The organism is Arcobacter sp. s6, assembly GCF_040884245.1.
Lineage (GTDB): Bacteria > Campylobacterota > Campylobacteria > Campylobacterales > Arcobacteraceae > Aliarcobacter.
In genome coordinates this window covers 134,981-149,068 of the sequence record NZ_JBEVTN010000005.1, presented here as the reverse complement: position 1 = coordinate 149,068, position 14,088 = coordinate 134,981, and the positions used below count along the sequence as shown (strand labels likewise).

Annotated in this window: 19 protein-coding genes; 10 read left to right on the top strand and 9 right to left on the bottom strand. The window is 27.0% G+C overall.

Annotated elements, in window-relative coordinates; translation table 11 throughout:
* On the bottom strand, positions 1–254 hold a 254-nt coding region (locus ABVS04_RS04415; protein WP_368029466.1), incomplete at its 3' end, for a pyruvate kinase.
* A 126-nt stretch (positions 255–380) separates the two neighbouring features.
* Here ABVS04_RS04415 and ABVS04_RS04410 point away from each other — a divergent pair.
* From ABVS04_RS04410 to mqnE, 8 genes are all read left to right on the top strand, one after another.
* On the top strand, positions 381–1,106 hold the full coding sequence (locus tag ABVS04_RS04410) for an OmpA family protein (RefSeq protein ID WP_368029465.1): 726 nt from the start codon (positions 381–383) through the stop codon (positions 1,104–1,106).
* A 45-nt stretch (positions 1,107–1,151) separates the two neighbouring features.
* Positions 1,152–2,159 (top strand): SAM-dependent methyltransferase, encoded by a 1,008-nt coding sequence (locus ABVS04_RS04405; protein ID WP_368029464.1) that lies wholly within the window; start codon positions 1,152–1,154, stop codon positions 2,157–2,159.
* 49 nt (positions 2,160–2,208) lie between these two features.
* Positions 2,209–2,409, top strand: a complete 201-nt coding sequence (gene thiS / locus ABVS04_RS04400) for a sulfur carrier protein ThiS (RefSeq protein WP_368029463.1) — start codon at positions 2,209–2,211, stop codon at positions 2,407–2,409.
* A 6-nt stretch (positions 2,410–2,415) separates the two neighbouring features.
* Entirely contained in the window at positions 2,416–2,748 is a 333-nt protein-coding gene (locus ABVS04_RS04395) for a YraN family protein (protein WP_368029462.1), read from the top strand.
* Positions 2,749–2,939: 191 nt separating this feature from the next.
* Positions 2,940–4,043 carry an aminotransferase class I/II-fold pyridoxal phosphate-dependent enzyme gene (locus ABVS04_RS04390; RefSeq protein ID WP_368029461.1) on the top strand — a complete coding sequence of 368 codons (1,104 nt, stop codon included), beginning with the start codon at positions 2,940–2,942 and terminating at the stop codon, positions 4,041–4,043.
* Positions 4,030–4,683 carry a carbonic anhydrase gene (locus ABVS04_RS04385; RefSeq protein WP_368029460.1) on the top strand — a complete coding sequence of 218 codons (654 nt, stop codon included), beginning with the start codon at positions 4,030–4,032 and terminating at the stop codon, positions 4,681–4,683. The genes ABVS04_RS04390 and ABVS04_RS04385 overlap by 14 nt, the downstream gene beginning before the upstream one ends.
* Entirely contained in the window at positions 4,673–4,990 is a 318-nt protein-coding gene (locus ABVS04_RS04380; protein ID WP_368029459.1) for a hypothetical protein, read from the top strand. Before ABVS04_RS04385 ends, ABVS04_RS04380 begins: the two co-directional genes overlap by 11 nt.
* A gap of 8 nt (positions 4,991–4,998) precedes the next feature.
* Complete coding sequence (mqnE, locus tag ABVS04_RS04375) at positions 4,999–6,060, top strand: aminofutalosine synthase MqnE (RefSeq protein ID WP_368029458.1); 1,062 nt, start codon at positions 4,999–5,001, stop codon at positions 6,058–6,060.
* Between the two features lie 23 nt (positions 6,061–6,083).
* Here the strand turns inward: mqnE and ABVS04_RS04370 are convergent, their stop codons facing one another.
* The 4 genes from ABVS04_RS04370 to ABVS04_RS04355 are packed head-to-tail and all read right to left on the bottom strand — an operon-like array spanning position 6,084 to position 9,864.
* Positions 6,084–7,652: a hypothetical protein gene (locus ABVS04_RS04370; RefSeq protein WP_368029457.1), complete on the bottom strand. Its 1,569-nt coding sequence runs from the start codon at positions 7,650–7,652 to the stop codon at positions 6,084–6,086.
* Between the two features lie 20 nt (positions 7,653–7,672).
* The gene (locus tag ABVS04_RS04365) at positions 7,673–8,287 is read right to left on the bottom strand and encodes a lysophospholipid acyltransferase family protein (RefSeq protein ID WP_368029456.1); all 615 of its coding nucleotides are present in this window, start codon (positions 8,285–8,287) and stop codon (positions 7,673–7,675) included.
* Positions 8,287–9,597: a tRNA (N6-isopentenyl adenosine(37)-C2)-methylthiotransferase MiaB gene (miaB, locus tag ABVS04_RS04360; RefSeq protein ID WP_368029455.1), complete on the bottom strand. Its 1,311-nt coding sequence runs from the start codon at positions 9,595–9,597 to the stop codon at positions 8,287–8,289. Before miaB ends, ABVS04_RS04365 begins: the two co-directional genes overlap by 1 nt.
* A gap of 24 nt (positions 9,598–9,621) precedes the next feature.
* The gene (locus tag ABVS04_RS04355) at positions 9,622–9,864 is read right to left on the bottom strand and encodes an HP0268 family nuclease (protein WP_368029454.1); all 243 of its coding nucleotides are present in this window, start codon (positions 9,862–9,864) and stop codon (positions 9,622–9,624) included.
* Positions 9,865–10,015: 151 nt separating this feature from the next.
* On the opposite strand from ABVS04_RS04355, the gene nusA reads away from it, so the two are divergent.
* Both nusA and cysS read left to right on the top strand, forming a co-directional pair.
* Positions 10,016–11,194, top strand: coding sequence for a transcription termination factor NusA (gene nusA, locus ABVS04_RS04350; protein WP_368029453.1), 1,179 nt, complete (start codon positions 10,016–10,018; stop codon positions 11,192–11,194).
* A gap of 1 nt (position 11,195) precedes the next feature.
* Entirely contained in the window at positions 11,196–12,599 is a 1,404-nt protein-coding gene (gene cysS, locus ABVS04_RS04345) for a cysteine--tRNA ligase (protein ID WP_368029452.1), read from the top strand.
* Here the strand turns inward: cysS and ABVS04_RS04340 are convergent.
* From ABVS04_RS04340 to rpsF, 4 genes are all read right to left on the bottom strand, one after another.
* Entirely contained in the window at positions 12,594–12,791 is a 198-nt protein-coding gene (locus ABVS04_RS04340) for a hypothetical protein (RefSeq protein WP_368029451.1), read from the bottom strand. The genes cysS and ABVS04_RS04340 overlap by 6 nt on opposite strands.
* 81 nt (positions 12,792–12,872) lie before the next feature.
* Complete coding sequence (gene rpsR, locus ABVS04_RS04335; protein WP_172124536.1) at positions 12,873–13,139, bottom strand: 30S ribosomal protein S18; 267 nt, start codon at positions 13,137–13,139, stop codon at positions 12,873–12,875.
* Between the two features lie 17 nt (positions 13,140–13,156).
* A complete protein-coding gene (locus ABVS04_RS04330) occupies positions 13,157–13,666 on the bottom strand; it encodes a single-stranded DNA-binding protein (protein WP_368029450.1) in 510 nt (169 codons plus the stop codon).
* Positions 13,667–13,687: 21 nt separating this feature from the next.
* A complete protein-coding gene (gene rpsF / locus ABVS04_RS04325; protein ID WP_368029449.1) occupies positions 13,688–14,044 on the bottom strand; it encodes a 30S ribosomal protein S6 in 357 nt (118 codons plus the stop codon).
* Positions 14,045–14,088 lie beyond the last annotated feature (44 nt).

The window sequence follows — 14,088 nt, the reverse complement described above, 5'->3', positions numbered from 1 at the left end:
TATAATTCAAAGGGTTCTTTTACATCTCCAATTCTTACTTTTGGTCCTGAAATATCTTGTAAAATTCCTACAGTTTTACCTGTATTTTTCATAGCTGTTCTAATATTATTTAATGTTTCTAAGTGATATTCATGACTTCCATGAGAAAAGTTTAATCTAAACATATTTGCGCCAGCTTTAATTAATCCTTCAATCATTTCTATACTATGGCTCGCTGGGCCTAATGTTGCTAATATTTTTGTTCTTTTTTGCATAAATTCTCCTTTTAACTTATGAAAATTATAACATAAAATTATTACAATAAAGTAACTAGACTTGTTCAATTATTCTTTCACAATAGTTATGTTAAAATTAATTACAAAATAAAAAAAGGTCTAATTATGAAATTAATTAATATAAAAACTTTATTATCAAGCGCCCTAATTGCTACTATGATTAGTGGATGTGCACAAAAAACTGGAAATGAAACTTATGACCAAAATCAAAACGCAATTATTGGAACAACATTAGGAGCAATTGCAGGTGTTGTTCTTGGAAATAATGTTGGTGGTGGAAGTAAAAGTCGAAACAAAGTAATAGGAGCAGTTGCAGGTGCTGCAATTGGTGGAGCTATTGGTTATAGTATGGATAAACAAGCAAAAGAAGTGGCTGAAAGCTTAAATACAAATGTAAATAATAATCCAAATGCAGCTTTAGATCCAAACCAAGATTTAATAGTGTCAAATACAGACAATTACGTAAAAATCATGTTTAGAGATGATATGATGTTTGAAACAAACTCTGCAAATCCGACTCCAAGTGCTAGTGCTAAAATCATGAAAATCAATTCTGTTTTACAAAAATATCCAAATACTTTAGTGCAAGTAGTGGGTCACACAGATAGTAGAGGAAGTCATGCATATAATTTAAATTTATCAAATCAAAGAGCTACAAATGTTGGAAATATTATTTTTAACTCAGGTGCTCAAAATCAAATCTTCTCAAGAGGTTGTTCATTTGATAAACCAGTTGCTTTAAATAACAGTGAAGCTAATATGGGATTAAATAGAAGAGTAGAAGTTTATTTATATCCAAATCAAGAATCAGTTATTGATGTTTGTAAATAGAAAGAGGAATCTTTTTATTTACACTCTTTTTGATACAATTGCTTTATGATAAAATTTAGCGATTACTTTAATGATTGGCTATATGGCCAAGATGCATACTACTCAAACTACAAACAAATTGGGAAAGATGGTGATTTTTTTACCTCTGTTTCAACATCACCTTTTTTTGGTGGCTCAATAGCAAAAAAAATAATTGATTCTATTGAAAGTGGTTTTTTAGCAAATAATACAACTATTTTAGAAATTGGTGCTCATCATGGATATTTATTAGCTGATGTTATTCAGTTTATTTACACATTAAAACCTACTCTTTTAGAAACATTGAGTTTTGCAATAGTTGAGAGATTTTCAAATCTACAAGAACAACAAAAAAAATATATAAATGACTCTTTTGGAGATGTAATAAAATTAAAACATTATAATGATATAAGTGAAGTAAAACTACAAAATGCTTATGTACTTGCAAATGAAATATTTGATGCTTTTGCTTGTGAATTAGTTTATACAAATAAAGAAAATAACTTACAACAAGCCTTTGTATCAAATAATAAAATAGAGTTTATAGATTGTATTGATGAGAATATCATAAATCATTGTAAGAAATACTCTATTACAAAAGGTGAAGTTGCACTTTCATATAAAGATTTTATAAAAACTCTTTGTGAAAATATAGAGTGTTTTGAATTTTTAACTTTTGATTATGGAGATAGATATCCAAGAAATGATTTTTCAACAAGAGTTTATGAAAAACATAATGTTTATCCTATTTTTGAAGATAATTTACCTTTAGAAAAGCTATTTAAAAAGTCTGATATTACCTATGATGTTCATTTTAATTATCTAAGTGACTGCTTTAAAGAAAATGGTATAACTCAAATAAAATTTAACACCCAATTAAAATCTTTAGTTGAATTTGGAATTTTAGATTTATTGGAGATTTTAAAAGCAAATGTAAATGAAAATGAGTATTTAAGACAAACTCAAAAAGTAAAAGTATTGCTAGAGCCAACTGGAATGGGAGATAGATTTAAAACCTTGAATATAAGAAAATAAGTTAACTACTTGTATAATCATTTTTTTATAAAATATTAAAGGTTTTAAAATGACACTTATTATAAATGGTGAAACAAAAGATTTTAAAGATGATTTTACACTTCAAAATATTATTACAAACTTGCAAATAGAAGATAAAGTAATGGCTGCTGCTGTTAATATGAATATAGTTAAAAAAGATGATTGGAATAGTTTTATTCCAAAAAATGATGATAAAATCGAACTGCTTCAGTTTGTTGGTGGTGGTTGATTTTTTATGAGTAAAGAAAAAGGAGATTTTGCTGAAAAAAGAGCAATCTCTTTTTTGGAAGATCTAAATTTTAAAATAATAGAAAAAAACTTCTATGCAAAAAAGTTAGGTGAAATTGATATTATTGCTTTAAAAGATAATATCTATCACTTCTGCGAAGTAAAATCAGCAAGTGATTATGAAACTGCTATAAATAATCTAACATCTTCAAAACTCTCAAAAATCAAAAGAAGTGTTAACTACTATTTACAAACAAAAAAACTAGATGTTGCTTTTTGTATTGATGCTATTATTGTTGATGATAAGGAAATTACTTTATTAGAAAATATAACTTTATGATTTTTTATTAAAATGAAGCAAGAGGTGAAGGTCGCAAAAACACCTCTTACTAGTTTGTGTTTGTATATAAAATTAGTAGAAGGAATTGTAACAATATAAAATAGCAATAGTCTAGCATCCTATAAATTTATTAATTTATCTTATTCTTAATAGTTTTTAGTTAACATACAAAAATACTTATGGAGAATTTTTTGTACTCAAAAGAACTGTCATCTATTAAAAAATCAAACCGCTTTAGAACTAGAGAATTATTCAATGAAAACCTTATTGATTTAGCATCGAACGATTATTTAGGATTATCAACAAAAAAAGAAATTTTTCAAAAAGCTTATCAAAAAGTTTTAAAAGAAAATTACCATTCTCCAAAAGCATCAATGCTTGTAAATGGTTATAGTAAAATACATAAACAATTTGAAGATAAACTGTGTGAATTAAATAAATTTGAAGCTGCAGTTACAGTTGGTTCTGGGTTTTTAGCTAATATCTCTATGATTGAAGCTCTTTGTAGAAAAAATGATACTATTTTCATAGATGAAGAGTATCATGCAAGTGGAATTCTAGCAAGCAAGTTACTAAAACCTGAGCAAGTAATTGTTTTTAATCACAATGATTACAATGACTTAAAAACAAAAATATTAAACAATAAAAGAACTGGTAGAAATATAATTGCTATTGAAGGAGTTTACTCAATGGGTGGAGATTTAGCACCTATTGAAATATTTAATTTAGCAGATGAATATAAAGCTATTTTAATTGTTGATGAAGCGCATAGTTCAGGTGTTATTGGTGAAAACCTACTAGGTATTTTCGATTATTATAAAATTACACCAAATAAATATCATGTAAAAATGGGAACACTAGGAAAAGCTTATGGATCTTATGGGGCTTATATTTTAGCTTCTAAAGAGATAATAGATTTTTTAGTAAATAGAGCTAAACCGATAATCTATTCAACTGCACCATCTTTATTTGATACAGCACTTGGTTATGAATCATTAAAATTTATTATTGAAAATAAAAAAGAACTAAAAAAAAGAATTGAAGAAAATTTAAATATTATTTATAAAGAATTAGGAATAAGATCTCAAAGTTTAATTATTCCTATATTAATAGGAGATAACAAAAAAGCCAAAGAAATTCAAGGAATTTTAAAAGAACATGGTTATTTAGTTGGAGCTATTAGGCAACCAACAGTTAAGGAAGCAATTATTAGATTAATTGCAAAAATTGATATACAAAGTGATGTTTTAACAAATATATGTAAATTATTGAAGGATTTAAATGTTAATAAATGATTTAATTAAAGGTAATAAAAAATTTAGGGAAGTTAGTTTTCCAAGATATGAAGGTGATGTTAAAGAATTAGTAGAAAATGGTCAAAAACCTGAAATACTTTTTGTAGGATGTAGTGATAGTAGAGTTACTCCTGATTTAATGCTTGATACAAAACCAGGTGATATGTTTATTTTAAGAAATGTTGGTAATTTTGTACCCCCTTATAGTCCTGATGATGATTTTCACGGTAGTTCTGCTGTTATTGAATATGCTGTTTCAATTTTAGGAGTAAAACATATTATTATTTGCGGTCATTCTCATTGTGGAGCATGTAAAAGTTTATATCAAGATATTGGTCCTTCACCTGATTTAATACACGTTAAAAAATGGCTTGAACTTGGGAAAAGAGCAAAAGAATACACCCTTCTTGCAATTCAAGATAAATCAGATCAAGAGAAATTATATAGAGCAACAGAGAGAATTTCAATCGTTCATCAAATGGAAAATCTTTTAACTTTCCCACAAGTGGAGAGAAAAATTAAAAGTGGTGAATTACAAATTCATGGTTGGTATTATAGAATTGAAGATGGAACTATTGAATATTATGATGGAGAAGAGTGTTCATTTAAACCACTAAAAGAAAATATAAATGCAAAGTGAAATAAGAAAATTACCTAAAAAAACTGTATTTATTATTTCAATTTTAATTTTAATGGGATTTGTAGTATTCTTTTTATTAAAAAATCTAAAAGAATTAAAATTAGAAGAAGTATTAGCTAAAATTGGTCACTCTAATATTGAAAAATTGGAAGTTATAAATAAATTAAGCGTTGAAGATACACAAACTAGGTACAAAAGTAGTGTTTTTAAAGTAACATTTTATGATAATGATTTAAAGCAGACATGTATTGGCTTTGTTCATCAAAATAGAGATGGAAGCTATACAAAAGATTTTGATTGTAAATAGGAAAAGAAATGAATATTATAGAAAAATTAGAAAAACAAGAAAGATTAAATTATGAAGATGCGATTAAATTATATGATTTAGATTTATTTACATTAGCATCTTATGCAAATAAAATTAGAGAAGAAAAACATGGTAAAAAGACATATTTTAATATAAATAGACACATTAATCCGACAAATGTATGTAAAGATGTATGTCAGTTTTGTGCATATAGTGCAAGTAGAAAAAATCCAAATCAATGGACAATGACTCATGAAGAGATTTTAGAAATTGTTAAAAATTCATCAAAAAATGATATAAAAGAAGTTCATATAGTATCTGCTCATAATCCAGATACTGGATTACAATGGTATATGGATGTATTTAAAAAAATAAAAGAGAATTTTCCATCAATTCATGTGAAAGCGTTAACAGCAGCAGAAATTCATTTTTTAGCAACAGAATATAAACTTTCATACCAAGAAATTATTGATATGATGATATCTCATGGTATTGATTCAATGCCAGGTGGTGGTGCTGAAATTTTTGATGAAAAAGTGCGAAAAAAAATCTGTGGTGGGAAAGTTACATCAGAACAATGGTTAGAAATTCATAGACTTTGGCATACAGCAGGTAAAAAATCTAATGCAACAATGCTTTTTGGTCATGTAGAAGATAGAAATCATAGAATTGATCATATGATAAGACTAAGAGATTTACAAGACATTACAGGTGGATTTAATGCATTTATTCCTTTAGTATTTCAAACGGAGAATAATTACTTAAAAGTAAAAGAACCATTAACTGGTCAAGAAATACTAAAAACTTATGCAATTGCTAGAATTTTACTTGATAATATTCCAAATATAAAAGCTTATTGGGCAACTTCAACTGTAAAATTAGCTTTAATAGCTCAAGAGTTTGGGGCAAATGATGTTGATGGAACAATCGAAAAAGAATCAATTCAAAGTGCTGCAGGTGCAACTAGTGCAAATGGAATTGCTCAATTAGAGTTTGTTGATTTGATTAAAAATTCTGGCTTTATTCCAGTTGAGAGAGATTCTATTTATAATGAACTAAAGGTTTGGTAATTCCAAATCTTTAATTCTTTATTTTATTTAAGCTGATTAAATACTAAATTAAATTCTATTTCAATACCAGTTTCAGTTCTTATCATACTTAAAGGATAAGCTATATTAATAGAATATAATTCATGGCTAATTGTATCAATTAATTCAAAAAATTCATTTGGATCTTTTACTAATATATTTACAATATAATTGTATTCCGTTACATAATTATTTGAAGATGATACAAATTTTATAATAGAGTTTTCGGGCATCAATATTTTTAATTGTTCGCTAACTCTTTCTACCGAAATAAGTTCATCTGTAATATATTTTTTTGTATTTACTTTATATGTTACATCTTTTAATTCAAGTATATCTTTTGCAAAAACTGTACCTTCAATATTTACTTTTTTACTTTGATCTAAAGGTAGATATTGTGTATCTTTATACAATAAATCTAATTTTTGCTTTAATGAAGTAAGATATGTATCTTCTTTTAAAAATATTCCTTTTAACTCTAATGAATTTTCTTCTATTTTTAACTCTTTTAAAATAATATCATATTCAATTGTATTAAAAATAGCTCTTATTCTTTGTTCTATTTTATCATTTAATGTTATATGATCAGGCAATTCTAATTTTTTCTCTATTTTTTTTGATTCAAGAACTTTTTGTGGAGTATTTTGTTTTGACATAATTAATTCATAGAAATAATATACCCCAATTAATAATAAAATTAGAAGAATAAATGCAGATATATTATTATAATTTCTTTTTTTAACTTTTTTTCTAGGTTTAGTAAAGCTCTTTTTTAAATGCTTATCTTTCGATAATTCAAATATTTCTTCATCTATATTAATAGGATGATATTCTACTTCTAACATTAATTCATTATTTAGTTGCTCTATTTGCTCATTTGAGAGTTGTTTTAGAACATAAAGAAGAGTTACTTTTTCAACAAATACATCAGTTTTCTTTTCATAAAAAGTTGCTAATACATTATGAATTATTTCATTTAGTTCTAAATAATATATTTCATCAAACAATTTCTGACCATCTACATCATCTTCATAAAAATGTGTTTTTTTTACTGATTCAAAAGTTGGTAAATCAAATGTTTGATGAAATGCAATCAATCCTTTTTGATCAACTATTATAACAAAGGCTTTATTATTGAACAAAAATAGTAATAACTCATTTTTACATACTTTTTTTTCTAAGTGTAAATTCATAATATGAAAAGCAGAATAGATATAATCAATCCCTGTTTTTATAAAATAATTTTTAGTTTCAAAAAGTGTAGTTTTTAATACTGCAATATCGAATTCATTATTAAATTTTGCTATTTCACAATCTTTTAATTTTGAAGATAATGCTTTTGGTACAAGCTTTGTTGTATCACTAATTAAAAGTGTAGAAATATAAGTAAAATCATTTTCTTCTTGTGAAAGATTTAGTTTTTCTGCAATTTCAGTAGATAAGATATCATCATCAACTAAATAAATAGCATTAGTATTATCTATAATGATTTCATTAGTTATTTTTTTATAGTCAAGCTTTAACTGAGAATCATATTTGATAACATTAATATACAAAGACTCTTTAGTAAACATATATTTCCTATTTTAATTCTTTAAAGTATTGCATTTAACATCATTTTATCTTTGATAAAACTTCTTGCCTCTTCAAACTCTAAATCATTTATATTAAAAGGCTCAGACATATAAAAATTTATTTTTCCAAAAGGTTTTGGCAAAATAAATTTATCCCAAGAATTAAATTGCCAATAAGATGAGGGTTTAGAATTTAAAACAACAATTCTGGCACCACTTTTTTGAGCAATTGCAATTACACCATCAGCTACAGTGTGTCGGGGTCCTCTTGGACCATCAGGTGTTAACGCAACATCAGCACCAGACTTAATTTCTCTAATTGTACTAATTAATGCTTTAGTTGCACCTTTAGAAGAAGAACCTCGTATAGTTTCTCCCCCAAATAAATTGTAAATCTTAGATAAAATTTCACCATCTTTACTTTGACTAATTAATGTTTTTATAGTGCCATTGGGTCTATTATGATAATAATTCAAAGGCTGACAAATTAGATCATCATGCCAAGTAACAAATATCAAAGCTTCATCATCATTCAGTTTAGGATGATGAAACTCTTTTCTATTTGTTAGATAAATAAACTTTACTATTAAATATAATACATAAGGTAATATTTTTAATTTAAGAAAGTTTTTCATTATGGAACCACAACACCTTTTAAAGAAGTTCGTGATGCTTCTGTAATTTTAATATTTACAAATTGACCTAAAAGCTCATCGCTTCCTTTTGTAAATACTTGTAAAAAATTGTCTGTAAATCCACAAACTTCACCATTTGGCTTTAAAGATTCAATCAATACATTCATTGTTTCACCAACATAAGTATCCATAATTTCTACTAAATGTTTTTTATGTAATTCAATTAATTCAATTAATCTTGCACTTCCGATTTCATCAGGAATTTCAATATCAGCAAAATTCAAAGCTTCCGTTCCTGGTCTTGGTGAATATTTAAAGTTAAAGATTTGATTAAATTTAACTTGATTTACAACATCTAATGTATCTTCAAAATCTTCTTGTGTTTCACCTGGAAATGCAACAATAATATCTGTTGTAATTCTAAGATTTGGAACAAGTGATCTCAGTTTAGCAGCTCTATTTAAAAACCACTCTTTAGTATATCCTCTTTTCATCGCTCTTAAAATAGTTGTTGACCCACTTTGTAAAGGCATATGAATACATTTAGAGATTTTTGGATTTTTTGCAAATTCTTCAATAAATTCATCATCCATATGTAAAGGATGTGGTGAAGTAAATCTAATTCTTTGTAAACCTTCTACTTTTGAAACATCTTGTAAAAGATTTGTAAAAGTATACTTTGATCTTCCATCGGAAAAATTTCTTCCATAAGAATTAACATTTTGTCCTAGAAGTGTAACTTCAACAGCACCTTCTGCAACAGATCTTCGTACTTGATCAACAATCATTTCAGGAGGAATTGAAATCTCTTCACCTCTTGTACTAGGAACAATACAATAAGTACATTTTTTATCACAACCAACCGAAATATTAACACTTGCTCTATATTTATTTGTTTTTGCAGTCGCAAATTCATAAGTTGATTCATCGTGGTTAATAGAAATCTCTACTGAACCTTTAATATCTACGATATCTTTAATTTTTGATATATTTCTAGCACCTAAAACAAAATCAACTGCAGGTGCTCGTCTAATAATATCTTCACCTAAATGTGATGCAGTACAACCAGCAACACCAATTTTTGCACCTGCTTTTTTCTTTTTATTAAATTGACCTATTTCAGAAAAAAGTCTAGACACAGGTTTTTCTCTAACAGAACAAGTATTTATGATAATTAAATCTGCTTCTTCCATTATATTTGTTTGAACATAATCTTTATGCTTTTCTAATTCAGATGCCATATGCTGACTATCTGTATCATTCATTTGACAGCCTAAAGTTTGTATAAATAGTTTTTTGTTTGAACTCATATTTTTTATAACACTATTAAAAGATTAAAGTGCATGAACCTCATACATATATTCATCATCAGCTAAACCATATTTTACTTCTCTAAAATATACGTTATACCCATCAGCTTCTAAAGCATCTACTAATGCCATCATGTCTTTGTGTGAATTATCTCTGTCAAAATAAAATATTCTTTGACCATCTTTTTTCAACTCATCTTTTATTTTATCTAGTTGCACTTTTTTTGGTTTTTCATTTAACTCATTTCTTGCAAATAATAATTCCATATATTAAGCCTTTTCTCTTTATTAATTAATCATATATTTTATCTCAAAATTACTTTAATTTGTATAAAAGGCTATTTTAGCTATACTAATATTCTATACTACATTGGAAATCAAAACAATCATTTCAATGTCAACAAATAAAAGGTTATTAATGGATAAAATAATAGATATTTTAGATTCAATTGCATATGAAAAAGGTCTTAAAATTGACGACGTTGAAAATGCACTTAAAGAGGCTTTAATTAAAACTGCTCAAAAAATGGTTGATGAAACACTAACTTTTGATGCAAATATAGACAGAGCAAATAAAAAACTTGAACTATTTCAAAAGATTGAAGTTGTAAGTCAAGATGATGAAAGATTACTTGCAAATGCAGTTAATAAGTATGGTGAAGCTTTAAATTTTGAAAATTATATTACATTAGAAGAAGCAAAAGAAATTGATCCAGATTTAGAAATTGGTGATTTTATGAACTATGACTTAGAGTTCGAAAATATGGGTAGAAATGCAGCTACTATATTACACAGTAATTTTGAATTTAGGCTTCAAAGATTTGTTGAAGAAAATATTGTAAATAAATACAAAGATAAAATTGGAAAAACTGTTTCAGGAACAGTTACAAGAATTGATAAACAAGAAAATACATTCATTGAGATTGGTGAAGTAAAAGGTATTTTACAAAGAAAAAGTAGAATAAAAGGTGAAACTTTTAAAGTTGGAGATGTTGTTAAAGCTGTTGTTAAAGGCGTAAACATTGATAAAGCGAATGGATTATTAGTTGATATTTCAAGAACATCACCAAAATTCTTAGAAAATCTTTTAGTGTTAGAAGTTCCTGAATTAAAAGATAAAAAAGTAACTATTGAAGCGAGTGCTAGAATTCCTGGAACTAGATCTAAAATTGCCTTATCAACTATTGAGCCACAAATTGATCCAATTGGGGCTGTTGTAGGGGTAAAAGGTGTTAGAATTGGTTCTGTTTCAAAACAATTACATGGTGAAAATATTGATTGTGTAGAATATTCAACAATTCCAGAAATGTTTATTTCAAGAGCATTATCACCTGCTATGGTAAGTAGTGTTAAAATTGAAAAAGCACCTGAATATGGAGAAAAAGGAAAAGCAATAGTTACAGTTCCAAGTGATCAAAAATCAAAAGCAATTGGTAAAGCTGGATTAAATATCAGACTTGCTTCTATGCTTACAAAATATGATATTGAACTTGTTGAAATTGCAGCTTTAAGTACTGGAACTGCAAATAATGAAACTAATAATGTGGCTGAAGAAAAAACAACAGATACGGCATCTTTAGAGGCATTATTTAAATAAAATGAATAAAATACACATATATGACTCAGTAAAAAAAGAAAAAGTAGAGTTTGTTTCTATTAAAGAAAAAGTTGCTAAGATTTATGTTTGTGGACCCACTGTTTATGACGATTCACATCTAGGACATGCTAGAAGTGCAATTGCATTTGATTTACTTCATAGGGTTTTAAAAGCCAATAACTATGAAGTAATCATGACTAAAAACTTTACAGATATTGATGATAAAATTATAAAAAAAATGCAAGATACAAATAGAACTCTAGCAGATATAACAAACACTTATATAAATACCTACAAAGCTGATATGAAAGCTTTAAACATCTTAGAAAATACAATTGAACCAAAAGCCACTGAAAATCTTGAAAGTATGAAAAATATGATTTCTAATCTGATGTCAAAAGATTTAGCTTATAAAACAAGTGATAGTGTTTATTTTGATACATCAAAAGATTCCTTATATGGTTCTATCTCACATAAAGCAAGTGATGAAAATTCACAAGCTAGAGTTGAAGCTAATATTGAAAAAAGAAATCCATCTGATTTTGCACTTTGGAAGTTTGCTAAAAAAAATGATGTAAGTTTTGAAGCACCATTTGGCCTTGGTCGTCCTGGTTGGCATATTGAATGTTCTGCAATGATTGAAAAACATTTAGCTTATAAAGATGGTGATTTTCAAATAGATATTCACGGTGGTGGAGCAGATTTACTTTTTCCTCACCATGAAAATGAAGCAGCGCAAACAAGATGTTCATCAAATCAACAATTAGCTAAATATTGGATGCACAATGGTTTTGTAAATATTGATGGTGAGAAAATGAGTAAGTCACTTGGAAATTCATTTTTCTTAAAAGATGTTTTAAAATCATATTCAGGTGAAGTAATTAGATTTTATTTAATGTCTACACACTATCGAGCAAATTTCAATTTTAATGAAGAAGATTTATTATCATCTAAAAAAAGATTAGACAAACTTTATAGAATTAAAAAAAGAGTATATGCTCTTGAATCATCAAGCGTAAATAAAAAGTTTTCTGAAGATATTTTTAATGCTTTAAATGACGATATAAACACTTCTAAAGCACTTTCTTTAATAGATGAAATGATAGGTAATGCAAATGATAAATTAGATTCTAATCCAAAAGATAAAAATCTAAAAAAAGAAGTTCTTGCTAATATCTTATTTATTAATGATATTTTAGGAATAGGTTTTAACGATGCCTATGAATATTTCCAATTTGGAATAAATGAAGAGACTAAAGCTAAAATAGAAGAATTAATTGAAAAAAGAAATGCAGCAAAAAAAGAAAAAGATTTCACAACAGCAGATGCTGTAAGAGAAGAACTTAGTAAAATGGATATCTCTTTAATGGATACAGTAAACGGAACTGTTTGGGAAAAACTATAAGTTTTTCTCATACTCTTCTAATAATTTAGGCATTATTAAAGAAATCTCTTTAAAATCATACTGCAAACTTTTAACTACAACATCATATAAATCATGCCCTTTATATCGTTCATGCCAAAGTTTTTCTTTATTTTCATAAGTGTTATAATACATAAAACGTAATTTCAAAGCTTCTTTTAAGTACTTTTGCATATTTTTCTTTCTATAAATTTTAGATATAAAAAAAGGGAAGAAGTAAAACTTCTCCCCTTTTTAGCTTACTAAAAATAATTCTTAGTAAAATGATCTTGCATATGCAGAATCAGTAATATTTTTAGTATCAACAATGTAAGGAACTAAAGCCATATGTCTAGCTCTTTTGATTGCTTTCTCTACCATTTCTTGTGAATTTTTAGAGTTACCAGTAAGTCTTCTAGGCATAATTTTACCTCTTTCACTCATTGATAATTTTAATAAATCTGTATTTTTATAATCGATGAAATCAACTTTCATTTCAGTATATTTACAATATTTTTTTCCGTATTTTCTTCTTTCTGCCATTTGATTTTCCTTTTCTATTAGAACGGTATTTCGTCTTCGTCTATATCAATTTCAGGTATTCTTTGCTCAACTTTTGGTTTAGCTTGATTCATACCACCGTAGCTTCCTTGAGAACTTGATTCATTGTATTGAGGTTGTTCTGGTTGATTATATGATCCTTGAAGATTATAACCTTGGTTGTCCCCAGAACTTGATGAATCACCCTTAGAATCTAACATTTTCATAGAATCAACTCTTAAAGAGTGTCTACTTCTTGTTGATCCATCTTGAGCTGTCCATTGTTCAAATACAAGTCTTCCTTCTAATAAAACTTTAGAACCCTTTTTCAAATATTGATTAGCAACCTCAGCAGATCTACCAAAAATATTAAAATCTAAAAAACAAACTTCATCTTTTTGTTCACCAGTTGAAGATTTGTATTTAAAAGATGTTGCGATTGCAGATTTTGCAATTGCAGAACCTGAAGGCAAATATCTTAATTCAATATCTCTTGTTAAATTTCCTACCATTATTACTTTATTATACATGTTAAGGTTCCTAAATAATTGTTACTTGTTAGCTTTTTTAGCTGCTTCGTCGCTCATTTTAGTCCAAGAAGTAATCTCTTTTTTACTATCATATTTAATGAAAATAAATCTGATTAAGTTCTCGTTAATTCTATAATTTCTTTCGATTTCTGCGATTCCAGATGGATTACCTCTGAAATAGATTACATAGTAGTAACCTCTTTTACATTTTTCGATTTCGTAAGCAAGTTCTCTTGTTCCTACGTTATCAAATGATACGATTTCTCCACCATTTTTCTCAATGATAGCTCTGATACCCTCAATTTGTGCTACTGTTTCTTCTTCAGTAAGAGTAGGTTTTAAGATAAACATAGTTTCGTAATGTTTTAATTTTGACATTAATTCTCCTTATAGATTGTGCCGGTATTCTTTACATTTCCTAA

Bases quoted from the DNA above. Each gene is read 5' to 3' on its own strand.
- ABVS04_RS04410 (WP_368029465.1), top strand. From the start codon at position 381: ATGAAATTAATTAATATAAAAACTTTATTATCAAGCGCCCTAATTGCT.
- ABVS04_RS04405 (WP_368029464.1), top strand. From the start codon at position 1,152: ATGATAAAATTTAGCGATTACTTTAATGATTGGCTATATGGCCAAGAT.
- thiS (WP_368029463.1), top strand. From the start codon at position 2,209: ATGACACTTATTATAAATGGTGAAACAAAAGATTTTAAAGATGATTTT.
- ABVS04_RS04395 (WP_368029462.1), top strand. From the start codon at position 2,416: ATGAGTAAAGAAAAAGGAGATTTTGCTGAAAAAAGAGCAATCTCTTTT.
- ABVS04_RS04385 (WP_368029460.1), top strand. From the start codon at position 4,030: ATGTTAATAAATGATTTAATTAAAGGTAATAAAAAATTTAGGGAAGTT.
- ABVS04_RS04380 (WP_368029459.1), top strand. From the start codon at position 4,673: ATGCAAAGTGAAATAAGAAAATTACCTAAAAAAACTGTATTTATTATT.
- mqnE (WP_368029458.1), top strand. From the start codon at position 4,999: ATGAATATTATAGAAAAATTAGAAAAACAAGAAAGATTAAATTATGAA.
- ABVS04_RS04370 (WP_368029457.1), bottom strand. From the start codon at position 7,652: ATGTTTACTAAAGAGTCTTTGTATATTAATGTTATCAAATATGATTCT.
- ABVS04_RS04365 (WP_368029456.1), bottom strand. From the start codon at position 8,287: ATGAAAAACTTTCTTAAATTAAAAATATTACCTTATGTATTATATTTA.
- miaB (WP_368029455.1), bottom strand. From the start codon at position 9,597: ATGAGTTCAAACAAAAAACTATTTATACAAACTTTAGGCTGTCAAATG.
- ABVS04_RS04355 (WP_368029454.1), bottom strand. From the start codon at position 9,864: ATGGAATTATTATTTGCAAGAAATGAGTTAAATGAAAAACCAAAAAAA.
- nusA (WP_368029453.1), top strand. From the start codon at position 10,016: ATGGATAAAATAATAGATATTTTAGATTCAATTGCATATGAAAAAGGT.
- cysS (WP_368029452.1), top strand. From the start codon at position 11,196: ATGAATAAAATACACATATATGACTCAGTAAAAAAAGAAAAAGTAGAG.
- ABVS04_RS04340 (WP_368029451.1), bottom strand. From the start codon at position 12,791: ATGCAAAAGTACTTAAAAGAAGCTTTGAAATTACGTTTTATGTATTAT.
- rpsR (WP_172124536.1), bottom strand. From the start codon at position 13,139: ATGGCAGAAAGAAGAAAATACGGAAAAAAATATTGTAAATATACTGAA.
- ABVS04_RS04330 (WP_368029450.1), bottom strand. From the start codon at position 13,666: ATGTATAATAAAGTAATAATGGTAGGAAATTTAACAAGAGATATTGAA.
- rpsF (WP_368029449.1), bottom strand. From the start codon at position 14,044: ATGTCAAAATTAAAACATTACGAAACTATGTTTATCTTAAAACCTACT.